Origin of the sequence: Arenibacter arenosicollis (assembly GCF_014397245.1) — a bacterium.
Classification (GTDB): Bacteria; Bacteroidota; Bacteroidia; order Flavobacteriales; family Flavobacteriaceae; genus Arenibacter; species Arenibacter arenosicollis.
Map to the genome: position 1 here is coordinate 138,943 of NZ_JACLHY010000010.1, position 23,612 is coordinate 162,554.

Below are 23,612 nucleotides of genomic sequence, written 5' to 3' on the forward strand. Positions count from 1 at the left end.
TTCTTTCATACAAACACATTAGCTTCTTGGCAGACCTACAATGAAATACCATTTAATTAAAACTTAACCATCTTTTTTGAATATGAAGAGCTCACCAAGTGATTGTGTATGATTTAAAACCTAACTGCATATTGAGTCTAGATTCTTCTCGAAACTGGAATTTTGGTGTTTTTGGTATTGGCAAAAATATATATCCAAATTATTCTAGACATCCTAAAATTCAATGTACTTAGGACAATTGTCAGTATTACAACTCCAAAGAATGTAACGGACAGCGACAGCCCAAAAAACATTAAATACAATAGATTAATAGTTTATTTACTGGAAGGCCAGTCCATATAAACGATTAGCATATTTATTCCCTTATACCTTTATACCTGAAAGGCAGACAGTACAGGATGCCATATATCCAAATCATGCTTAATATTGATGTGTTAAACGGCCATAATAAACTTTAGAAAAAAAATAAAATTTAAGATTATCCTGAAAAAAAAGAAAGGTTTTATTGCAAATAATTCAACAATTAATGCGAAAATTGTAATCTTTCTTTTAAAAGATCCCAATAATTTTATTGATTCACTAGTTTTGAGGCTTTTTAATAATTTTTAACCAATAATTTAACACACATCATTTTTAACCCAACCATTAACCAATATGAAAATAGGCATTTTAAAAGAAACCTTGGATGGTGAAAGACGTGTTGCCATTACGCCGATCATTGCAAAGCAATTAATTGCCTCAGGATTCGAAATTCTAGCAGAGGAAGGTGCGGGTGAGTACTCCTCTTTTAAGGATTCGGATTATACGAATGTTGAAGTAGCTGTTGAAAAAAGAGCGGTCATTTTCCATGAAGCCGAGATACTCCTAAAAATAAATCCCTTTGATGAAGAAGATTTAAAATTGGTGGACGAAGGGCAGATTTTGATCAGTAAATTATATCATAAATCGAACCCCGAACTTATCCAAGCCATTGCCAATAAGGGCGCTACGGCGTTTTCCATGGATGCTATCCCAAGGATATCGAGGGCACAGGATATGGATGTGTTGAGTTCGCAAAACAATTTGGCAGGCTATAAAGCTGTTATTTTGGGAGCCTTTGAAATGACAAAAATCTTTCCTTTGATGATGACATCAGCTGGGACCATAGCTCCAGCAAGGGTATTGATATATGGTATTGGTGTTGCCGGCTTACAAGCCATAGCGACAGCCAAACGCCTAGGAGCTGTAGTAGAAGCCACGGATATAAGATCCGAAACCAAGGAGCAAGCGGAATCTCTTGGGGCCAAATTTATTTTGGTAGACAATGAGGGCGAGGAATCGGAAGGCGGGTACGCTAAGGAAGCATCGGCAGATTATGTAAAAAGACAGAAAGAGGCGGTAAACAAATCATTGTTCCAAGCAGACCTAGTTATCACTACAGCCAATATTCCGGGTAGAAAAGCTCCAATTTTAATTACTGAAGAACAGGTTATGCAAATGAAAAATGGTGCAGTAATCATAGATTTAGCAGCTGCCCAAGGCGGAAACTGTGAAGTAAGCCAAATAAATAAGACCATTGTCAAAAATGGAGTAAAGGTCATTGGTACCAGTATTGATCCAAGAAGCGTTTCTACAAATGCCAGTGATCTATATGCTAAAAATATCTACAACTATATTATGCATTTGACCGAAGGGACCAATTTTAAATGGGATCTGGATGAAGAAATTACGGATGAGACCCTGATTGTGCAAAATGGAACTATTAGAAAAAATTAAAAAAATAAATGATGAATGAGTTTTTGAAATTTATAGAGAACAACCTACAGATTACATATATCCTTATCCTTGCCATATTTGTTGGTGTAGAGGTAATAAAGAGCATTCCGGCTGTTTTGCATACACCATTGATGTCGGGCGCAAATGCCTTGAGCGGCGTTGTAATAGTGGGTGCAATTTTAGTGATGTTACATGCCGATCCAACCGATTATGTAGCCTTGTCTTTAGGCTTCGTTGCTGTGGTCTTGGGGGTCTTAAATGTAGTAGGTGGCTTTGCGGTAACGGATAGAATGTTACAAATGTTTAAAAGAAAAAAATAATGGGGATTTTATTGAATATTATATATCTGATCGCTACCGTTACCTTTATTGTTGGCCTAAAAATGCTAGGGCACCCAGAAACGGCTAAAAAGGGTAACTTAATTGGCGCCACCGGTATGGGATTGGCCATAGTGGGAACCGTTTTTGTGCATGGTCAGCAGGTTTCGCCTCTTATTTACATCCTTATTGGCGCGGCAATTCTCATAGGCTCTATAATTGGCTGGCTGATAGCAATAAAGGTGGAAATGACGAAAATGCCGGAATTGGTCTCTTTGTTCAATGGATTTGGGGGTGCCAGTGCGGCACTTATCGGGTTGGTGGAATACGGTAAAAATGTGAACAACGCTACCCAGTCCACCACCATAGTTTCTGGCATAATTATCGGCGCCATTACTTTTTCCGGTAGCCTAATTGCCTGGGGCAAATTGAACGGCTCCTTAAAAAGTGTGGTAAGGATACCCTACTACAACATAATAAACAACCTTGTAATTATTGGAATTGTCATTTTTGCGGCATTTATGGTCGCTACTGGCGTAGATAGTCAGTTGTTATTGTATGGGTTATTGGCCACTGGCCTGATTTATGGAATTCTCTTTGTCCTTCCCATTGGGGGGGCAGATATGCCAGTAGTAATCTCTTTGTTGAATTCCTTGACAGGTATTGCCGCTGCCATAACAGGGATTTTGTACAATAATATGGTGATGCTCGTAGGGGGTATTCTGGTAGGCTCTGCCGGTATTATTCTAACGGTAGCCATGTGCAAGGCCATGAATAGGACCTTGGGGTCTGTAATTTTTGGTGCTTTTGGGGGAGCAGCCACAACTCCTGGTGAGAATAAGGCTTTAGGATCTATAAAGAGCACTAACCCCAGCGATGCGGCCATTATGATGAATTACGCAAACAAGGTTGTTATAGTTCCCGGCTATGGCCTGGCAGTTGCACAAGCGCAACATGTTATTCATGAGCTGGAAGAGCTATTGACAAAAAAAGGGGTAAATGTAAAGTATGCGATCCATCCCGTAGCAGGGCGTATGCCTGGCCATATGAATGTATTATTGGCTGAATCCAATGTAGAGTACAATATGCTGGTAGAAATGGAAGATATTAATCCCCAGTTTAGCAATACCGATATAGTACTGGTTGTTGGAGCGAATGATGTTGTTAACCCTGCAGCCCACAACAATCCTGCAAGTCCCATTTACGGCATGCCAATTTTGGATGTGGAAAATGCCAAACATATTATCGTAAACAAACGCAGTATGAACGCAGGTTATGCAGGGATTGAGAATGAATTGTTCTATAATTCCAAAACCTCTATGCTTTTCGGTGACGCAAAGGCAGCCTTGACAGATTTGGTGGCCGAATTGAAAAATATGTAAAAATCCAATCGGGTAAAACAGCTGAATTTTATAGAAAGGTATATTTGGATAGATTTCAACCCTGTTTTTTTAGCCTAAGTAATATAATACCAGGGAAATCGCCGTTTTGGGGCGCTCCCTTGTTTTTGGATTTAGCAACTTATACCCCCTTAATCTCCTGCTTCCCACAAATCAATTAGGTTAATACAAACGATGGGTGCTAAAAGTTCACCTTACTTTAGCTTAACTGGATACACGAAAGTTGGAGAAATAAATATTATTCAAAAGAAATATGTCGACTCATATTTTCCTCAACGGACATAAAGGATTCCACACCCTTTATCCCGTCTATGGTTAAAATAGTATCCTGGTATATATCCCTGTAGTGCATACTGTCCTTAGCATGCATTTTCAGAAAGATATCGTACTTCCCTGTACTGTGGTGAATTTTAACTACCTCTGGTACCTTTTGTAAAGCCTCAATAACCTGTTTGTACATAAAACTTTCCCGCAGATAAACTCCTAAAAAAATGGTCATTTTCCAACCTATCTTACTGTAGTCCAGATTAAGGGTCGCGCCCTTTATCAACCCAAGGTTTATCATTTTTTTCGTTCTTGCATGGACAGTACCTGGTGAAATACCCGCCTTCTTAGCTACCTCGGTATAAGGCATCTGTGCATTGTCTGCCAGTAAACTTAAAATTTTGAAATCCATTTCATCTACTCTGTCCTTCATATTGCTCAATTTTAGATTATCAAGACCATTATAAATCTGTTCTTATTAGAATAATTATTACAAAATATTGTGTTTTATTTTGATAAATATTGATTTCAGTAAATTTAATTCATCATTTAATGAAAAACACTAATAATATGATAATAAAATGATGTGAAAATAATTTTATGTTATTTTTCAGAAGTAGGATTTTTCATATTGCTAAAAACTATTTTGGCACTTATTTATTAGTCTACTTAGCTTTTGTTCTTTCAATTCAAAATCTCTGACATTTTGATAAAAACAAATAAATTTTGCTATTGATATGTTGTATAATTTGACTTTAAACTAACTATTGTTCTGTTTTTTAGAAAATAGATTTACTTCTCCTAAAACTTTGCTAAACATTGTTGAACGATAGGGGCAAATAACGAATTACTCCAATTAATAAGGTATTCAGAAATTTTCCTATACCCTTAATTAACCCCTTACCAGAAATAGAAAGTTTACATCCTACGAAATATTAATAAGGACATTTAATTCAAATTTTACAACAGACGTGGATGTCTTTTATTAATTATGGCCAGCCATCCAAACTCCCTAATTTTCACAAAAACGAAAAATCCTATTCATTTATAGTTTAATGATGCGTCCCAACTCTAAGTACACCTTAAGTAAAAAATTCACACTCCTATATATTATATGAGTACCATTTACGAAATCGAGAAACCAAAGAATACTAATCCTACCCCAATAGGTAGTATCGAAGCTATTAAAAACCAAGACAACTTTAGAATTTAGTATTACGAATTATTTTATATAAAGTTTTGATGTTTAAGCGGCTCGGATATCCTCAAGTACAGAGTTTTTTAATCATTCCAAAACAATCTTCCCCTCGCATTGCATGATTAAAACGTAGCACCACCATTCTAACCAGATATTGAACTCCATTCCACTTTTATTAATCCTGAAGGATAATCATATTTGTGTTTAAGACTAAACCTTATCAGCCCATGAACTTAAAGCCTGAATATTTCCATCCAATTAATTCCTAATATGGTTTAGACACCATTAAGTTTATGAAAAGCATTTATAGGCCTGTTGGCGGCAAAAACTAATTGCATAATATTCATTTTATTCTTTAAAACAGCTAATTTTCATAAATTAAACTTATCATTCTTTAAAAAACACTAATAATATGATAAGTAAAAAGACATTTAATTGATTTTAATTCATTTTTGCTCAGCGCGTTTTTAGCATAATGATAAAAATGAATTATTTCGATAATCGATCATTTTGATAGCTTTTATTCTTCAAAATTTCCAAAAGCTGACATATTGTTGGAAATATTGTTTAAAAATACTTTTATGATTAGTTTTACCCACATAACTACCTATTATACAGAGATTTAGAAAGGTGTCGAACTTTTGTTTATCCTAATGTATCGTTAAATTTGTAAAGTCATTTAACAACGAAAACAAGTTGTTTTTTGATGGTTAAGTATCCGGAACTTTCCTTTTGCCCAGTGTACTATTGATTTTTCCATGGCCATGGAAACGATTGAAATTGGTATGCCTAAAACATTGTTTACTAACTACCTTAAACTATTGTATATGAAGAAAGCTCTAATACTATCACTCGCACTATTCAGTATGCTTGCGATGAACGCCCAACAAATTACTGTATCAGGAAAAGTTACAGATGAAGTCGGTACCCCCCTACCAGGCGTGAATGTAGTAATCAAGGGTACCACTAAAGGAAGTATATCGGATTTTGACGGAAATTTTTCCATTGACGCGGAATCCGACGCAGTATTATTATTATCATCTTTAGGTTATGCCAATAAAGAAATTCTAATCGGCGGAAGAAGCAATATTACCGTAACCCTTCCCGAAGCTGCCGAAATGTTAATGGAAACCATTGTTATAGGCTCTAGAAGTAAGGGCAGGACCAAATTGGAAACAACTGCCCCTGTAGATGTTATAAATATAAAGGAGCAGTCCATTAATATGCCTCAAATGGACCTGGCGCAAATGCTGGTTGCTTCGGCACCCTCTTTCAGTGCCTTTCGCTCCCAGGGTGGTGACCTTTCATCTGCGGTTGACCCCCCCACACTTCGTGGGCTTGCCCCAAACCAAATGCTGGTACTCATAAATGGTAAGAGAAGACATACCTCGGCACTTTTGGCAGGTTCACAAACGGGATCAGCAGCGAATGCTACCGATATGAGCTTCATTGTCCCGGATGCAATCGACAGGGTCGAAATTTTAAGGGATGGTGCCTCGGCCCAGTACGGTTCCGATGCTATTGCCGGTGTAATGAACGTGGTACTAAAAAAAGGCACGGGTGAGTTTACTGGAAATTTTACTGTGGGCGGATTCCCGAATTCCGCCCCAGATCTTAGCGGCACGGATGTCAGTGAAGAAAATCAGGCATTATTACAAGACACAAAACCAGATGGTATCAATTATCAATTGGCGGGAAATTATGGGGTATCCTTTGAAGAAGGTGGCTATTTGAACCTTACAGGACTTTATCGCCAGGCGGAGGCAACTCTTCGCGCCAATGTAAGTAATGCCACTCCTTATGGAGATGCATACCTTAATAACGAGCGTACCGATGCCCAAGGGAACATTATCATAACCAACCCTGAACTACTTTCAGCACAGGCAGAAGGCAATACGGCACTTGCCAATGAACTTAGGACCGATGCCGGACTATCGGCAGCCAGAGGTCTTACTGCCATGGATTTCTCTACCTATGCAGGTACAGCGGCTTCCAATCTTGGTGTAGTGGCCTATAATATGGCATTGCCTATAAATGAGGATCTCGATTTTTATTCTTTTGGTGATTTTGGATATAAATACGTTTCTGGTTACAGCTGCTTTTACCGCAGACCTGCTCAGGCGGACCGTGCCAACTTTGACCTGTTCCCCAATGGATTTAGACCACAAATTGCCAGTACCCAAACCAACATAGCCTTTACAGGTGGAATTGATGGTACTTTAGGCGATTTCAATTTTGATTTCAGCAACACCTTTGGTAGAAACAAAATGAAGTATGACATGTTCAATACCTTCAACGCGAGTTTACAATCCGAGTCTCCCACTACAATGGATTTGGGAACACATACTTTCTACCAGAACACCACCAACTTTGATGTATCCAAGTATTTTGATGATGTATTATCTGGACTAAACGTTGCTATAGGAGTAGAACTAAGGGTTGAAAATTATCAAATTGAGGCTGGCCAGCCAGAAAGTTACGCCATTGGTGATGCAGGGATATATACGGCAACAACAGACAATGAAGCATTATTAGGTCCTGATGGTTTTCCCTTGGAAGATCTTAACTCCGAGCCTATTGTAAATGCAGATGGCAGCCCGGTAGTTCTTCCTTATGGTGAAGCCAGTACTAACATAAATAAGTTCTACAGCCCCAACTGTCAGTGTTTTAGAGGCTTTGCCCCTGAGAATGAGGCCAATGAATTTCGCTCGGTTACCGCCGCTTATTTGGATGCAGAACTTGATGTTACCGAGAAATGGCTGTTAACAGGTGCTGTGCGTACAGAGAACTATTCAGATTTTGGAGATGTCTATACAGGGAAAATAGCTACTAGATACTCCATCTTGGACAACTTTGCCTTGAGAGGATCTTTAAGCACGGGTTTTAGAGCTCCTTCTCTACAAGAATTGAATTATTCCCACACCTTTACCTTCTTCGTTGGTCTTGATCCTTTTGATGGAACACTTTATCCAAATACAAGTAGTGCTGCAAGGGCTATTGGTATAGAAGCTTTAAGGCAGGAACAGTCCACCAATATAAGTATAGGTTTCACTACCCGTCTATTCAACAAAATAGACCTAACAGTAGACGCCTATAAAATTGATATTAAAGACCGCATCTTCGAAACCGATAATTTTGATGCTAGCGAAGCGCCTGTATTGGCTCCGATTATTGGTTCCGGATTGGCTAGTTTTAGAATTAATGGTGGAGATATAAGCACCAAGGGTGTTGAGATAGTGGCCAACTACAGAGAAAAAGTAGGTGAAGGAATGTTGGGCCTAACACTTTCAGGTGTATTACGTGAAAACACTTTTGAAGGAGCAAGTGTTCCAGATTTAAATACGCTTTTGACCGATGAGGAATTGGAAACGAAATACGTAAATAGGTCTTCTATAGGTCAATTCGAATCAGGTACTCCAAACACCACCTTTATTGGTTCTGGAACCTATTCTTGGGGTAAATGGTCAGGTATGCTAAAAGGGTCCTATTTTGGAGAAGTAACTTCTTTGGACAATACTTTCCGCACCCTTAATGATGGTTCTGAAGGATATTCCGATCAAACCTTCTCTGCTCAATTTGTTACCGATATTGGAATTACCCACAACTTTACAGATAAGCTTGCATTGACTGTAGGGGGCAATAACATCTTTAATAAATACCCAGATATTCTAAGAGCTGAAGAAAGAGGGTTTTACCTCTACTCGAACTATCAGCAAGGTTCTAACGGAGCATATTATTTCGCTAGGCTAACTTTTGGATTCTAATCTGTTAACGCTATAAAAAATAAAAGATATGACACATACATCTATAAAAATTATTAGTTTGATATTTCTTGTTTTCTTCACTGCTTCCTGTGAGCAAGAAATGCCAGAAGCTGCATTAGAGGTCGCCGAAGGCGGAGGTACTTTACGAAATTACACTGCCTATACCATAGATGCTGCCGACCCCAGTGGTTCCAATGTTTATGGGCGCGTGGTTTTTTGGAAAGGCACACTAGACAGAACTCTTGTTCAGGTTTCACTTTACAATACCATTGATGGCCAACAACATCCTGCACTCATTTTAGAAGGTGCTACAGGAGTGGAAACCACAACCCTACTAACACTTGATACTGTCTCCGGAGATACGGGTGAATTAAATGACAACAAGTTTTACGTCATTGGTGACACCTCCTTTTATGATGGACTTTTAAATCTGGATGCACACATCAACATATACCTAAGCGAAACGGATAATACCATAGTCGCTTCCGGAAATATAGGTGCAAATGCAGACCCAGTTGAAAGTAACTAAAAAATTAAACTCAACAACTTAAATACAATAACATTATGAAAACATTAGACAGAAGAGCATGGTTAAAACGAGGTGCTTTAACAGCCGCTGGCGCCATGGTAATGCCTCATTTAAGTTTTGGAATCTCTGAGATGCCCAAAGCGCCTTTGACACTTGATGCCCAGGGCAATGCTATTTACACTCCGTTTTTTAAGGAATTTTTACCGGACTACAGTCGTGAAATGCCAGTATTGGAGGCTAAATTGAATGCTAACGAAAATCCATACGGTCCATCTCCAAAGGCAATTACCGCCTTACAGAAAGTGGCATTTAAAGGCAATAGATATGCTTGGTACGAGCTTTTTGACCTAATGGGAAAAATAGCCAAGGAAGAAGGTGTGGATATCAAGAACATCATGATGGGACCTGGATCATCCGATCTATTGGAAAAAACAGCCATGGTCCTTTTTGCCAACGGTGGCAATGTAGTTTCCGCAGATCCTACTTATATGTCATTGATTCGCGTTGCAGAGGCCACAGGGGCTTCATGGAAGGCCGTTCCCTGTATGGCTGATTGGTCCCATGACCTAAAAGCCATGGAAGCTGCCATAGACGCAGATACAAAATTGGTTTACATCTGTAATCCCAACAATCCTACAGGAGCAATGACGGATAGTAAAGAATTGATAGATTTCTGTTCCAGGGTTTCCGAAAAAGTCCCTGTATTTGTTGATGAGGCCTATATGGGCTTTTTAGAGGATGCTGACAAGAATAGTATGGTGTCTTTAATAAATGAGGGCAAAGACGTAATAATTGCCCGTACATTCTCAAAAATACACGGTATGGCCGGCCTTAGGGTAGGATATATAGTGGCGCAAGAATCGACTCTAGCCAAACTTGAGAAAGTTACCCGTGGTGGTATGGGCATTGCTTACACCTCCATTTTTGCAGCCATTGCCAGTATGGATGATGTAGCCTTTCAGGACAAATCCAGAAAGCTCAACGCTGAATGTCGAGAATATGTCTACCAAAGCTTGGATAAAATGGGCTTTGAGTACATTCCATCATACACGAGCTTCATAATCTTCCCCATAGAAATGGAAGGAAAAGCTTTTCTTGAAAAAATGACAGCCCAGAAAGTAGGTGTTCGCGCCTTCGAGATTATGGGCAAGAACTGGTGCCGTGTAAGTATGGGCACCATGGACGAGATGAAGCTATTTACAAAAGCCCTCGAAAAAGTATTGGTTTAAGTTGAGTTTGCCTACAAGTTGGATCTATAGGAACGTTGTCTCGATGTTTCAATGATCCAACTTTTGTTGGGTTTTTTATTACCGGAACCTCCGAACGGAATAGTGAATTATTAAGAACTTATAATATGAATTATGCCTTACAAAAAACATTAGAACTCCTACTGATCATAGGTCTAGGTTTATTACTACAAAAAAAGGTAGCTAAGGAAGACCTTAAAGGGATAAAGACCTTGATATTGAGCGTAGCATTGCCAGCTACGATTTTTGTAGCACTACTAAAAATTGAACTGAAAGGGTCATTATTGATTTTTCCCCTTATGGCTTTGGTATTTAATTTTATAATGGCCATAGCCACCAAGTTCTTATTGGCATCGTCACTACCTAAGAATGAAGGAGCAAAAAAAAGAACATTGACAATGCTCCTCCCCTCTTTGGCTCCAGGACTCTCCTGTTTTCCATTTATCATAGTCTACTTGGGCGATGAATATTTGGCTCTGGCCGCATTGGCAGATGTTGGGAATAAAATCTTTGTCCTTATTCTATTGTATATGTTAGGGATGCACTGGTATCATGCCAGGGCAGTCAAAGATCTGGTTGCAACTACTTCGAGCAAGTTAAAAGGCCTGTTCCTTTCCATGCTCAACGAACCTATTAACCTGGTTATAATAGTAGCCATGGTATTATTGGGATTTGGACTAACCCTTAGCTCCTTTCCGGAGTTCTTGGAGAATACCATAGTTAAAATGAGTTTAATAATGACACCATTAGTGCTCTTATTTATTGGTATGGCGGTACGTATAAAATTTAGTGAATTTGGCTTTATTTTTTCCCTTTTGGTTAAGCGCGCTGGTATTACATTTTTACTATCGGCCTTTTTTGTTTTCTTGTTTCCCGCCTTAGGGACCTCCATGATTTTATTTATTGTGGTATTCCCTCAGAGTGCCTGTAGTTTCTGGCCGTTTGCGCATATGAGTGCAGTAAATACGATGGAAGAAAAAGACGAACAAACAAAACCCACCTTCGATGTTAATTTTGCAGTTAATATTTTAGCCTGTTCAATGCCGTTTTCTACAATATTGATTATCAGTATTTTCTCTTTCAGTGAGTTTTTCGTGAACCCAGTAGTGCTAGTGGTTACAGGAATTATTATGGTGGCAGTCACCTACATTCCTTATTTGATCACTAAATTGAAAAGAAGCGATAAATCTGGGGAAGTTGTTAATTACAATACATTCTTTGGAATTAATACCAATGAACATTCATCGGAAAATCATTAATGGTTTACCAAAAAATATAAAGGCCCCTGAAAGTATTTCAGGGACCTTTTACTATTATTTAATTGCACCAGCTTACAGGATACTTCCCTTTTTACTGACTTCCAAAGGAATACGATATATCACTCCCTGCTCGAAAGTTCCTTTTGAAACTTTCTGAAAATCGATACAGCTACGGATATAGGTTGCCAATTCTTCATTTTCTGTTTTAACAGAAAGAATTCGCAAATAATCACCATTATCCAATGCGATCCGTACTTCTGCCGAAGAGCCGCGAATCTCATCCGGAATCGTTTTTTCGCTCAACATTTTAAATATCTGTGTAGTAACCGCCTTTGCTGATTTTGTTTCTCCCTTTTGGGGATCGGTGGCAAAGACTTGAACCACATTCAATAACATTGCAGCCATCAAAATAAATACTGACTTTTTCATATTAATAAAGGTTTTTTGACTTGTTTTTTTGATTAATCCTTATCAAACTTATTAAATATATCGTAATATATATGGCTAAAATTATAGATTTAATAAATTTTAACATTGCAAAGTAAGAATATGCAAATAATCGGCAAAAACCTATCCAATCGTCAGTTTTTTTGGCCCTTGAGGGGTATGAAACCTAACATATTGTAAGAGAATTTGAAAAAAGTTACGCTTCATGGTAAAGATTGAAATACTGCCGCATAGTGTACTTGGACTATTTGAACATAGCCTTAAAGGTTATCTTAATTTATCTTGTGACAACCACAAATTGAATCAATAAAAAATTACTATTATTTATTCCGCTCATTAAAGTCAAAGTGTGCTCAATTCATAAACTTATTAACCCAATCGATTAAAACGACCTTTGTACGCCTATACATAAAATATAATTTTTGTAATTTTAAGTTATCATTTTATGGGGTGCTATTGTTAATATGATGGCTGAGAATATACCCAATGGACTGGTTAAGTAATTTTAGCCAAGGAATGGAATGATAGCAAAGGGAACTAGAAATGTGTAACATCATTTTTGTTCCCTTTGTACTTATTATTAAAATTCAACAATAGTTTATGAAAAAAAATAATATTGAATAATGCAATCCAATAAACTAGAAGTACAAAGAGTTAAATGGGAGGCACACTTCTGAATACTTATTGAGTTAATATCTTTTGGAAACAGTGCATACTGTGAAAAAACTTCGAACTATCTTCATCCAATATTTTAAAATTTATGTTGTGATGATGATTTTTTTGTTCCTCAAAAAAGTAAGAAAGAACCAAAGAATTTAGTTAAAAGAACTGCTAACATTATAATACCTTGGAATCAGGTAATGGCATCTCCCCGTTCCATTGCTTTTCCAGTAGCAGCAACTAAAAACAGGCTGTTTCAGACTTTAAATTTATAAAGCAAAAAACAATCAGTAATTTAGTAAAACTACGGTAAGGCGGGTTCCTATCCCTAGTGTAAATATTATAAGAACAAAACTCTAAATAGAACAGGATTTTTGGGAAGAAGCAGATTAGAGAATCGGAATCACCTTCTCTCATTTCAACAAGTGAAATATATTTAAAAAAAAGATCTTTTGGAACCAACAACATTATGAAAGCCATTAAAATTTATTTAGCCGATGATGATAGCGAGGACAGAATCCTATTTATGGAGGCATTATCTGAAATACCTCTAAAAACTGAAGTCACACAATTTGAGAATGGTATAGACTTGATGGATGATCTTTTTTCAAATAAACCATTACCGGATGCCATATTTCTGGACCTTCGTATGCCACTTATGGATGGATTTGAATGTTTGACCGATATTCGTAGTTTCAAACAATTTTCAAATATCAAAGTCATAGTGTATTCTTCTTCCTTTCATCAAAGGGAAGTAAATCAACTTAAAGAAGATGGTGCCAATCAATATTTACAAAAGCCCAATAGCTTCGGTCAACTCAAAAATTTGCTATTTCAATCTATTGAACCATTGCAGGAAGAGGGGGAGACTAAATCAACTGACTAGTATTTAGAATTCGTTCAAATTAATTGTGGATTTAGACCAATTGAATGCCAAAGCACATTTTTTTTAGACACAACCCTTGAGACAAACGATCATCCTCCCAAAATTAAACTAGCAAAAGCCATTTTATCCAAGCTGATTTTACTTGTAGAATGAGACCTCTGAAAATAGTTTAGATGTTACCATATTGGACTTAATATGAATAGGTAGTGATTAAAGCTTCGCGATAAAGTTAATTTTATTTGCGATTGACACTTTAATATACTGAATAAACTACTAATTTAATCCCTGATTTAATTTTTAACTTCAAAAAATATATAAGGAAAAATTGAGCAGATTACTTGTCCCTTTTTATTTGGGTTAGGACTAAGGGCTTTTTAGGCGTGCAATAAGGACTGATAAATTCCAACGATTTTATTATTTTAGATGGTTTGGGAAAAATCTAAATCCATTTATCAAAGAAGTTTTGTGTTCTTATAATATTTGCTAATAATGAAAAAAAACAAACCTTATATCTTGCTCGCCGATGATGATCCGGACGATTGTACTTTTTTTATGGATGCCCTTGAAGACCTTTCCCTGGATGTAAACTTGACCATTGTGAACGACGGTATTGAGCTCATGCATTATTTATCCACTCGTCCGGAATTTCTACCAGATGTAGTTTTTCTTGATCTTAATATGCCGCGGAAGTCCGGTTTTGAATGCTTAACCGATATTAGGCAAATAAAGGAATTTGAATTGCTCCCGATTGTAATTTTTTCAACCTCCCAAGATACTGAAGTTGTTAATTTACTGTATTCCAAAGGCGCCAATTTTTACGTACGAAAGCCAGGGGAGTTTTCCAATTTAAAAAAGGTTATTTCCAAAGCCATAACACTCATTATACGAAGTCCCAAGGCCCAAGCGACACAGGACAACTTTGTTTTACAACCTTAATTGCCATATGAACAAGAAGAACGAAGAATTATATTTCCTGCAAGGTGGCGGAGAGATGGGCAAACTTATACGCGCCAAGGACTGGAGCAAGAGCCCATTGGGCCACCCTAATAATTGGCCGCCGAGTTTACGTACAATGGTTGCTGTAATGCTCGATAATCCTTTTGGAATGTATATAGCCTGGGGGAAGGAATACACACAAATCTACAATGATGGTTATAGGCCCATTCTTGGGTCCACCAAGCATCCCAAGGCATTGGGAATTAGCACAAAGGAAACCTTTTCAGAAATATGGCATATAATTGGATCCATGTTCGATGGGGTTATGGACGGTATTCCGGTCGGTTTCCCGGACTTTTTACTTCCACTTAATAGAAACGGCTATGTGGAGAATTGCTATTTTGATTTTGCATATAGTCCTATAAGAATGGAAAACGGTGAAGTTGGAGGGGTCCTGGTCACCGTAATTGAAACCACTAACAAAAAGAAGGCAGAAGATGATTTAAAGGAAAGTAAATACCAATTGGAGTTTGCCATCGATGCTACGGATTTGGCAACATGGGAAATTGATCCATCCACTAAAAAATTTACTGGAGATAATCGACTGAAGGATTGGCACGGTTTACCGCATGATTCTGAATTTGACCTTGAAACCGGAATTAATGTAGTTTTTGAAAAAGATAGGGCCCGATTGTCTGATGCAATCGACGAAGCGTTGAATTATGATTCGGGAGGCCAGTTCAATATAGAATATGGAATTGTAAATCCCAATACCGCACAACTTCGAATTGTCCGAGCCAAGGGGAAAGTAGCCTTTGACGCACATAAGGTTCCCATTAAATTTACCGGTACTCTACAAAACATTACGGAAGAAGTCGTGGCCAATCGTAAAAAGGAAGAAAATGAACGTAACCTGCGCTTGATGATTTTACAGGCGCCCGTCGCCATTGCCATTCTTCGCGGCGAAGATTATATTATCGAGATTGCCAACACAAAAACCTTGGAATTATTTGGAAGGCAAGAGGAAGAAATTCTGGGCCAACCGGTGTTTGAAGCAATACCGGAGCTAATGGGACAGGGCCTTAAGGATTTTCTTGATAGTGTTATGGTTACCGGTAATCGCTTTGAAATTGATGAATACCCAATTGAAATTAATAAAAAAGATGTTTTAGAAACAGTCTACCTTAATTTTTCCTATGAACCGCTCTACGATTCGGAAGGAAGAATCAATGGAATTATGGCCATTGGTTATGACATTACCCATCAAGTTTTAGCCCGGCAAAAAATAGAAAAAAGTGAACAGGAAATACGTGCTTTAGTGGAGAGCGCACCATTTCCAATCGCAGTTTATGCAGGTAAGGAAATGCGTATTTCCCTGGCCAATCAATCCATAAAGGACGTTTGGGGAAAAGGAAATGAGGTTGAAGGGAAATTATATACCGAAATACTGCCTGAACTGGAAAGTCAAGCAATTTTCCAGCAAGTACTGGGCGTTTATAATACGGGAATACCTTTTCATGCAAAAAATCAGAGGGTCGATCTGAATATTGATGGAAATTTAAAACCGCATTACTTTAATTACAGCTTTACACCTGTTTTTGAAAACGATGGCAGTGTTTATGGCGTAATGAATACTGCGGCAGAAGTTACTGAACTGAATGAAGCAAAAAGGAAAGTTGAGGAAAGTGAAAAAAGATTCCGTGATTCAGTACATCAGGCCCCTTTGGGAATTGCCATTTTCCGGGGTCCTGAGTTTATAGTGGAATTAGCTAATAGCGCCTATTTGATGATCGTGGATAGAAAATCTGATGATTTTTTGGGACAACCCCTATTTGAGGTACTTCCCGAAGTAAAAGAAGCTGTGGCCCCATTGTTCAAGGAGGTTGTTGAGACTGGAATACCCTTTTATGGCAATGAATTTTCAGTTGTCCTTAATCGTTTTGGAAAACAGGATTTGGGATACTATAATTTTGTTTATCATCCGTTGAAAGAGGAAACCGGAGAAATTTCAGGAATTATGGTTATAGCCACTGAAGTTACGAAAACGGTTAATGCGAAAAAGTTTCTGGAAGAAAGTGAAAAGCACTTCCGCCATATGGTAATGCAGTCGCCAATTCCTATGACCATATTAAGAGGTAAAGACTTCATCATAGAAAGTGCCAATAAAGTAATGATGGAAAAAATCTGGCGTAAAAAAGAAGTGGACGTTATTGGACATTCAATTTTAGAGGTTTTTCCCGAATTAAATAATCAAAAATATCCTGAACTCCTAAATAAGGTCTTTACAAATGGGATAACCCACAGCGAAAAGGAATCCTTAGCCTATGTAAACGGTGATGATGGTACAAGAAAGTTTTACCTGGATTTCGAGTACTCTCCTTTGTTGGACGGTGAAGGTAAAGTCTCCGGCCTAATGATTACAGTAAGCGATGTTACGGACAAAGTATTGGCCAGACAAAAAGTGGAGGCGAACGAAGAAAAACTGAATATTGTAATTAATGCCAGTGAACTTGGTATCTGGGAATTTGATCTTAAAACCGAGGAGAGTGTAACCTCTGACCGATGCTTGGAAATTTTAGGAGTCCCTAATGGACGGGAATTGGATTACAAACAGCTAATTTCCTGTTTTCATCCCCATGATCAGGAGGCAAGAAAGGAAGCTATTAAGAAATCCTTTAAATCTGGACACCTTTATTATGAGGCCAGAACGGTCTGGAAAGATAAGTCTGTACATTGGGTAGAAGCTAAAGGAAAAGTGTTTTATGATACTGACAAAAAAGCAGAAAGGTTGGTTGGTACCATCCGCGACATTACCGAACAAAAAATGTTCGCTACTGAACTCGAAAAACAGGTAAAGGAGAGAACTAGGGAACTTAATAAAAAGAACATTGATCTTAAAAAGGTTAATAAAGAACTGGAAGCGTTTGCCTATATTTCAAGCCACGATCTTCAAGAACCTTTACGTAAAATACAAACGTTCACCTCGCAAATAATGGAGAAGGAAATTGATAACTTATCGGAAACCGGTAGGAATAAATTTCTGAGGATGCAAAATTCCGCCAATAGGATGCAAACTCTTATTCAAGACCTCTTGGTTTATTCCCGAACGGATGTGCAAGAACGAATATTCAAAAAAACTAAACTTTCGGAAATAATCGAAGAAGTTAGGGATGATCTAAAAGAAGAGCTGCAACAAAAAAATGTCGACATAGAGATAGGAAAAACAAATGAGGTTAACGTCATACCTTTTCAATTTAGACAAGTAATGTTCAATTTGATAGGCAACGCCATCAAATTTTCTAAAAATGAAAGAATACTCAAAATCAGAATCAATAGTAAAATTGCCACTGGAGCTTTTTTCAACAATTATAAATTAATATCTGATAAAAATTATTGTAAAATAACCGTGTCGGACAATGGCATTGGTTTCGACCAGGAGTATGGTGAGAAAATATTCGAAGTATTTCAACGGTTACACGGGAAAAACGACTATAATGGCACAGGTATCGGATTGGCAATTGTTAAAAAAATCATTGAAAATCATGGCGGATTTATCTTTGCTGAAGGTGAAGAGAATAAGGGTGCAACGTTTACAATTTTCATCCCTGCCGAATAACCACTTTTATTAAAAATGGAGTATTAATTTAATGCAGTATCAAGATATTACATTTCCAGAAATAGTTGAACCATCGAATTGAAGACCCTAAATAGTTATTAGTCCTTGGCCATAGTTTTATAGTATTCAGAATTACCCCAAGGCGTATTCAAGGGCTTAAATCCGAATACAGAGTAATTCAAATACGCCAAGTAGTTGCTAGATGGGATGCCCTAGATTCATTTTATTAAATTATCCTCCTATGATCTCACCTCCATTTATATGTAAAACTTGACCGGTCATATAACTACTGTCCTGACAAGCCAGAAAAACATAGGCAGGTCCCAGTTCGGAAGGCTGCCCAGGGCGGCCCAAAGGAACATCCTTACCGAAATCTTCCAAATCTTTACCTCTAAATGTTGCTGGTATCAAAGGCGTCCAAATCGGCCCCGGAGCCACTGCGTTTACGCGAATTCCCTTCTTGGCCAAGTTTCCTGAAAGACTTCTGGTAAATGCTACGATGGCCCCTTTAGTACTAGCATAATCTATTAAATGTTCGGAACCCCGATAAGCGGTTACGGAAGTAGTGTTTATAATAACATCATCCATTTCAAGATATGCTATTGCCGCTCGAGTAATATAGAAAAACGAGTATATGTTGGTCTCAAAAGTAATATGCATATTTTTTGAGGTTATATTCTCCAAGTTATCGGCCGGAAACTGCATAGCCGCATTATTGACCACAATATTCAATTTTCCAAATTTCTTTACGGTCTCTTCAACAGCTTTTTTACAGAAGGCCTCTTCCCTTACATTACCCTTGATCAACAGACAGGCTCTTCCTTCTCCCTCAACTGCCCGCCACGTATCTTCAGCATCTTTGGTCTCATCCAAATATACGATGGCCACATCAGCCCCCTCACGCGCAAAATGTATGGCCGCGCTTTTTCCAATTCCACTGTCCCCGCCTGTAATTAAGGCTACCTTTCCTTTTAATTTCCCACTACCTACATAGTTGTCCCTGATGGTTCTGGGTAATTTGTCCATTAAGTGTTGCCTTCCTGGCTGTTCCGTTTGTTTTTCTTCCTTTTTCATAATACTTAAAGAAATAACATTACCAACTCTTTGATTATACAAAGGGAATATATCTTATAAAAAAGTATTGATGCAATCCGGAATTTGTTTGGCTCAATAAACTCTTAATTAGCCATAGATCAACACCAACAAATTATTTGATTTAAAACAGACCAATGAACAATTGCAGCGGTTCGTAAATGTTGCGCGTCTTGACTTTCAGTAAACACTACGTATAATATTGACCTATTCGGACTGCTTGCGCAGCAAGGAGGAAAATATATTAAATACTGAAATGGACACATATCTTAAAAGCATCCCGGCCCAATTTTTATTTGTTGTGTTGGTTCTTTTGTAAGTCGTTATTCATACTATACAATTGCATTAATAAATTACCTGAAAAAGGTAATTTAAAATTGGGACCTTACTTAATTTTATCCTCATAAAAGTGGTGTCATGTGTACATGCACTGACACTACTTTGTCTTATAGCAGTTTAAAACGATGTATAATTTAAAACACACATTATGAAAATTAAATTAATAATTTCAATGGCACTATTTTTTGTAGCCGTTGGGGCATTTGCACAAAGCAAAGATGACCAACGCGTAATCGCAGACGCTGAAAAAGCAAAAGTGAAATTTCAAAAAGCCGACTATGGGCTGGATCGTTTTTTTAACGATGCAGCAGGCTATGTAATTTTTCCGAATATTGGGGAAGGAGCTCTAATCGTTGGGGGAGCCTCTGGAAATGGAGTTCTTTATGAAAATGGAAAAGTGGTGGGAATGGCCAATCTAAAAAAACTGGATGTTGGCCTACAAGTCGGTGGCCAGGCACTTACCGAAGTTATCTTTTTTGAGACCACAGATGCACTGAACGAATTTAAAGAGGGAGAGTTTGAACTATCGGCTGAGGCTACTGTAGTGGCCTTAGATAAAGGCGTTGCAAAGAATGCCAATTATAACGATGGTGTTGTGGTATTTGCAAAACCAAAAAAAGGGTTAATGGCCGACATTTCTATCGGAAGCCAAAAATTCGGTTATACACCTATGCAGAAAATGGAGCAATAGGAGCAGTTTATTGACTTTTAAACACAGACCGTCTCAATAATATTGGGATGGTCTTTTAATTTTAGGATCTTCATTGGAAAATCTCGCTAAACCTTCTCTCCACCTGTTTCGTTATATGCTCAGGATAATCCGATACAGGCTACTGCCTGTACGTCTTTTTTTTTCTTGCTTAACCACCTAGCGCTGACAACTATAAAATAAAATTGAGGCTCCGTAAAGGATTACCTCACTGCGCTCGGTGAACCTGTATTGGGACCGGTGCTCAAGATAATCCGATACAGGCTAGCGCCTTTCCGTCTTTTTTGTTTTCCCTTGCTTAAATACCTGTCGGAACTACACAGTGGAAAACAAAAAATCCGATCACAAATGTGATCGGATTTTCTTGGTCGGGGTGGCAGACCTAACTACCAGAACCCAAAACACTGTATTACAGTTATTTATAAAATTTTATTTCGTTTTGTACACCTATTTGTACACTCAAAACCAAATAAGAACTCTAAAGATATCATTTGCTGTTCTTTAGTGTTATAAAGGTACAAATATTATTTTTTTATAATAATTAAAAAGGAGCAGAAACCAGATGTCCTATATTGCTATTGGAATTAAATAGTCTATTTATTTCCAGAACTTCGTCTCTAGTATTTTCTTTATACCCTTGAATTTTTATATCCTTCTCCTTACTTTTCTCTTTATTAAATTCAATTTGAGATAAGGTATCAAATTCATATTCGATAATGGCTACAGAAGCATCTAGGCCAATATCTTTATTAATTTGGATAGCTTCTTCCTTTCTTTGATTAATTATTTCATCTAATTCGTCCTTCTCTAAAGTTTTATCAATTCCATAGGCATCTGTCATATAAGCATTAGAAAGTTTCTCCCAAGATTCATTAATGTTTTCCTGGATTTCATTATAATAATCATAATTAGATGTTTTTGAATCAATAATAAAATCACTATAAATAGAATTCTCTTTAACTAGACTTGAGAAACTTTTTATTTGATAATGAGAAATAACATCTTTTGAAAGAATTTTGATTAATTCGGGTAAATTATTTATCTGCTGAACTAAATTATTCTGAGCTATAAATTTTAAAATTTCAGTTAGATTGTCGCGATCATCCCAACTTAAATAGCTTATATCTAGATCATTTATTCCCCTTAATAATTCTGCTTCAATTTCATCTTTGTTAAATAATCGAATAAGGATAGATATTATATTAAGATTAGAATCACTATTATACCCTTTTAAAAATTTTCTCCTTTCTTCAAAAATATCGTATAATTTTTTTCTATTGTTTTTATGGGAAAAGTCTATTCTTTTTTCTTCTGTAACTATTGTAGTCGCTATTCTGTATTTGAATTGTTCAAAAAACACAGATGATTTAAGTAGTTGCAAATATTCTTCATTAGAATTTTTAAAATATGCATAAAGAAAGTCATCTATAGATGGATTAAAAAAGCTATATCTTATATTATTTTTTTCAATAATTCTAATAATAAAAGCACCTACTAATTCTTTTAAAGCAAAATTATATTCATTCCCATTCCTTTGATAATTATTATTAACAACTTCATGGTTTATTCTACTATTAAAAGCTTCTTTTAGTCTTTCATCTGTGACATAATAAATTCCACCACTTAATGAATACATCGTTAATAACAACAATCTAGAAATTTGTGAAATCTGAACATTAAAAGGTTTTTCCCATATTTTTTTTGGATCATTTAATACATCTAATACAAATTTTTCTGAATAATCAGAATCAACTATATTGCTTTTTTTAGTGATGTCTTGAATAACTCTAGGATTATAGTATCGATGTTTAATAACTTTCCAATGAAAATCATTATGAAAAAAAATAGCCTTTTGTTCATCCTCTATATCTGATAGATAAATGTGATTATATAAAATCTGTGCCTTATCCCAATTTGTGTAGTTTTCAATTCTGACTTCATAATTTGAAATATCAATGTTAGAATTTTCAATTTTATCAGAAATATTTTTTGCCTGATTTAAAATTGTTGTGCGACAAGTTAATATTAATCTTTTATGGTTATCATCTCTTACTCTTTCAATAAAATTCACAATTGCGGAGTCGGCATTCCTTGAACTATATAAATCCAAAGTAATTGCTCCTAGAAAGTCATCAAAATAAAATATTTGTTTTTTTTCAGGAGAAAAAGCTTCCTCTGCTTCAGTAATTTCTCTAACATATACTAATTCAAAATCCTCGGCTAAAAATTGATAAGTCAGCATATTAGCTAAAGTTGATTTACCAATACCTGGAGCTCCTGTTATTAAAATAAAATGATTGTCATTTAGTACATTAACGGCTTCATTGTGTGTTTTATTTGGGACATATACAGTAATTTCTTTTACTATTTTTTCTTTATAAAATTCAGATCTACCTTTAACTCCATTTTTAATTATTTTCTTGATTATATCAATAGATGATAGCCAGAGTTTAAAATGTCTTTCTTGAATTTCAGGATAATCATCTAACCATTTATTTAGGTCCTCTTTGCCTATAACATCTGATATAGAGTGAATGTAAGGATTGAAAATGTTTTTAAGATCTTCCTTGTCTTGCGGGGATAATGGTAATGAAGTACAGAATATGTATCTTTTAGGTTTTAATGAAACCACTTTTTGAGTTTCATTATTTTTTAGATCTAACTTTAATTTTGATATTCCTGAACGTAAGTAGTGTTTAACCTGCACCACGATCTCGTTTTCATCATTTACTGTAGAATATCTCAAATCAATGCCTTTGTCTGGACCTGGTTTGAATGACTGAAAATTTACACATAGCTCTTTTGATAGCAAATCTCTTGTCAATTCTTCTAAGTCTCTATCGTTTAAGGTTGAAAAATCGTAATTGGCCATTATGATTAATTTTGATGCATCTTCAAATTAATTCTTTTTTGTGACAACCCATAATTTTTGAATTTATATCTCATAAATGCTGAAGCCATATCTTCGTGGGTAGAAATTACTAATTGGTTTGAATAAAATTCATTTCTTAATAATTCGATAAACCCAACTATATTGATCTCATCCATTGTTTGAACAGGATCATCAATTAAAATAATCTTGTTTTGAGAATACTTCTTGTGTAGAGCAAGAGTAAAGGAAATAATTAATGCAGAAAGCTGACCCGAACTCATTGAAAAAATAGCATCAAATGTTTTAGTAGGATTGGTTTGGA

General features: G+C 36.6%; 16 protein-coding genes. 11 read left to right on the forward strand and 5 right to left on the reverse strand.

All coding sequences use genetic code 11. From position 1 onward, the window contains the following. The first annotated feature begins 654 nt into the window (after positions 1–654). The 3 genes from H4O18_RS11820 to H4O18_RS11830 are packed head-to-tail and all read left to right on the forward strand — an operon-like array spanning position 655 to position 3,454. On the forward strand, positions 655–1,755 hold the full coding sequence (locus H4O18_RS11820; protein WP_187584804.1) for a Re/Si-specific NAD(P)(+) transhydrogenase subunit alpha: 1,101 nt from the start codon (positions 655–657) through the stop codon (positions 1,753–1,755). A gap of 8 nt (positions 1,756–1,763) precedes the next feature. Continuing rightward, positions 1,764–2,075: an NAD(P) transhydrogenase subunit alpha part 2 gene (locus H4O18_RS11825; RefSeq protein WP_246474224.1), complete on the forward strand. Its 312-nt coding sequence runs from the start codon at positions 1,764–1,766 to the stop codon at positions 2,073–2,075. Next, positions 2,075–3,454, forward strand: coding sequence for an NAD(P)(+) transhydrogenase (Re/Si-specific) subunit beta (locus H4O18_RS11830; protein WP_187584806.1), 1,380 nt, complete (start codon positions 2,075–2,077; stop codon positions 3,452–3,454). The genes H4O18_RS11825 and H4O18_RS11830 overlap by 1 nt, the downstream gene beginning before the upstream one ends. Positions 3,455–3,710: 256 nt before the next feature. On the opposite strand, the gene H4O18_RS11835 is transcribed toward H4O18_RS11830, so the two are convergent. Beyond that, positions 3,711–4,169: an Lrp/AsnC family transcriptional regulator gene (locus H4O18_RS11835; RefSeq protein ID WP_187584808.1), complete on the reverse strand. Its 459-nt coding sequence runs from the start codon at positions 4,167–4,169 to the stop codon at positions 3,711–3,713. Positions 4,170–5,761: 1,592 nt separating this feature from the next. On the opposite strand from H4O18_RS11835, the gene H4O18_RS11840 reads away from it, so the two are divergent. The 4 genes from H4O18_RS11840 to H4O18_RS11855 all read left to right on the forward strand — a co-directional run bounded on the left by H4O18_RS11840 (position 5,762) and on the right by H4O18_RS11855 (position 11,733). Beyond that, positions 5,762–8,698, forward strand: a complete 2,937-nt coding sequence (locus H4O18_RS11840) for a TonB-dependent receptor (protein ID WP_187584810.1) — start codon at positions 5,762–5,764, stop codon at positions 8,696–8,698. Between the two features lie 28 nt (positions 8,699–8,726). Then, complete coding sequence (locus H4O18_RS11845; RefSeq protein ID WP_187584812.1) at positions 8,727–9,227, forward strand: hypothetical protein; 501 nt, start codon at positions 8,727–8,729, stop codon at positions 9,225–9,227. A gap of 35 nt (positions 9,228–9,262) precedes the next feature. Then, on the forward strand, positions 9,263–10,456 hold the full coding sequence (locus tag H4O18_RS11850) for a pyridoxal phosphate-dependent aminotransferase (RefSeq protein WP_187584814.1): 1,194 nt from the start codon (positions 9,263–9,265) through the stop codon (positions 10,454–10,456). 125 nt (positions 10,457–10,581) lie between these two features. Then, a complete protein-coding gene (locus H4O18_RS11855) occupies positions 10,582–11,733 on the forward strand; it encodes an AEC family transporter (protein WP_187584816.1) in 1,152 nt (383 codons plus the stop codon). Positions 11,734–11,805: 72 nt separating this feature from the next. Here H4O18_RS11855 and H4O18_RS11860 read toward each other — a convergent pair whose 3' ends face one another. Further along, complete coding sequence (locus tag H4O18_RS11860) at positions 11,806–12,162, reverse strand: hypothetical protein (RefSeq protein ID WP_187584818.1); 357 nt, start codon at positions 12,160–12,162, stop codon at positions 11,806–11,808. A gap of 1,147 nt (positions 12,163–13,309) precedes the next feature. Between H4O18_RS11860 and H4O18_RS11865 the strand changes: the two genes are divergently transcribed. From H4O18_RS11865 to H4O18_RS11875, 3 genes are all read left to right on the forward strand, one after another. Next, positions 13,310–13,726, forward strand: a complete 417-nt coding sequence (locus H4O18_RS11865) for a response regulator (protein ID WP_187584820.1) — start codon at positions 13,310–13,312, stop codon at positions 13,724–13,726. A gap of 489 nt (positions 13,727–14,215) precedes the next feature. Beyond that, positions 14,216–14,662, forward strand: coding sequence for a response regulator (locus H4O18_RS11870; protein WP_187584822.1), 447 nt, complete (start codon positions 14,216–14,218; stop codon positions 14,660–14,662). A 7-nt stretch (positions 14,663–14,669) separates the two neighbouring features. Continuing rightward, positions 14,670–18,278, forward strand: coding sequence for a PAS domain-containing protein (locus H4O18_RS11875; RefSeq protein ID WP_187584824.1), 3,609 nt, complete (start codon positions 14,670–14,672; stop codon positions 18,276–18,278). Between the two features lie 231 nt (positions 18,279–18,509). Here H4O18_RS11875 and H4O18_RS11880 read toward each other — a convergent pair whose 3' ends face one another. Then, complete coding sequence (locus H4O18_RS11880; RefSeq protein WP_187584826.1) at positions 18,510–19,352, reverse strand: SDR family oxidoreductase; 843 nt, start codon at positions 19,350–19,352, stop codon at positions 18,510–18,512. 505 nt (positions 19,353–19,857) lie between these two features. Between H4O18_RS11880 and H4O18_RS11885 the strand changes: the two genes are divergently transcribed. After that, positions 19,858–20,400 carry a lipid-binding SYLF domain-containing protein gene (locus H4O18_RS11885; protein ID WP_187584828.1) on the forward strand — a complete coding sequence of 181 codons (543 nt, stop codon included), beginning with the start codon at positions 19,858–19,860 and terminating at the stop codon, positions 20,398–20,400. A gap of 559 nt (positions 20,401–20,959) precedes the next feature. Here H4O18_RS11885 and H4O18_RS11890 read toward each other — a convergent pair. Then, a complete protein-coding gene (locus H4O18_RS11890; protein WP_187584830.1) occupies positions 20,960–23,290 on the reverse strand; it encodes an nSTAND3 domain-containing NTPase in 2,331 nt (776 codons plus the stop codon). 5 nt (positions 23,291–23,295) lie between these two features. Beyond that, a partial coding sequence (locus H4O18_RS11895) for a hypothetical protein (RefSeq protein ID WP_222942400.1) occupies positions 23,296–23,612 on the reverse strand: 317 nt, incomplete at its 5' end.

Coding starts and splice junctions, on each gene's coding strand:
- H4O18_RS11870 (WP_187584822.1), top strand. CDS start 14,216: ATGAAAAAAAACAAACCTTATATCTTGCTCGCCGATGATGATCCGGAC.
- H4O18_RS11885 (WP_187584828.1), top strand. CDS start 19,858: ATGAAAATTAAATTAATAATTTCAATGGCACTATTTTTTGTAGCCGTT.
- H4O18_RS11880 (WP_187584826.1), bottom strand. CDS start 19,352: ATGAAAAAGGAAGAAAAACAAACGGAACAGCCAGGAAGGCAACACTTA.
- H4O18_RS11850 (WP_187584814.1), top strand. CDS start 9,263: ATGAAAACATTAGACAGAAGAGCATGGTTAAAACGAGGTGCTTTAACA.
- H4O18_RS11845 (WP_187584812.1), top strand. CDS start 8,727: ATGACACATACATCTATAAAAATTATTAGTTTGATATTTCTTGTTTTC.
- H4O18_RS11860 (WP_187584818.1), bottom strand. CDS start 12,162: ATGAAAAAGTCAGTATTTATTTTGATGGCTGCAATGTTATTGAATGTG.
- H4O18_RS11830 (WP_187584806.1), top strand. CDS start 2,075: ATGGGGATTTTATTGAATATTATATATCTGATCGCTACCGTTACCTTT.
- H4O18_RS11865 (WP_187584820.1), top strand. CDS start 13,310: ATGAAAGCCATTAAAATTTATTTAGCCGATGATGATAGCGAGGACAGA.
- H4O18_RS11835 (WP_187584808.1), bottom strand. CDS start 4,169: ATGAAGGACAGAGTAGATGAAATGGATTTCAAAATTTTAAGTTTACTG.
- H4O18_RS11820 (WP_187584804.1), top strand. CDS start 655: ATGAAAATAGGCATTTTAAAAGAAACCTTGGATGGTGAAAGACGTGTT.
- H4O18_RS11875 (WP_187584824.1), top strand. CDS start 14,670: ATGAACAAGAAGAACGAAGAATTATATTTCCTGCAAGGTGGCGGAGAG.
- H4O18_RS11840 (WP_187584810.1), top strand. CDS start 5,762: ATGAAGAAAGCTCTAATACTATCACTCGCACTATTCAGTATGCTTGCG.
- H4O18_RS11890 (WP_187584830.1), bottom strand. CDS start 23,290: ATGGCCAATTACGATTTTTCAACCTTAAACGATAGAGACTTAGAAGAA.
- H4O18_RS11855 (WP_187584816.1), top strand. CDS start 10,582: ATGAATTATGCCTTACAAAAAACATTAGAACTCCTACTGATCATAGGT.
- H4O18_RS11825 (WP_246474224.1), top strand. CDS start 1,764: ATGATGAATGAGTTTTTGAAATTTATAGAGAACAACCTACAGATTACA.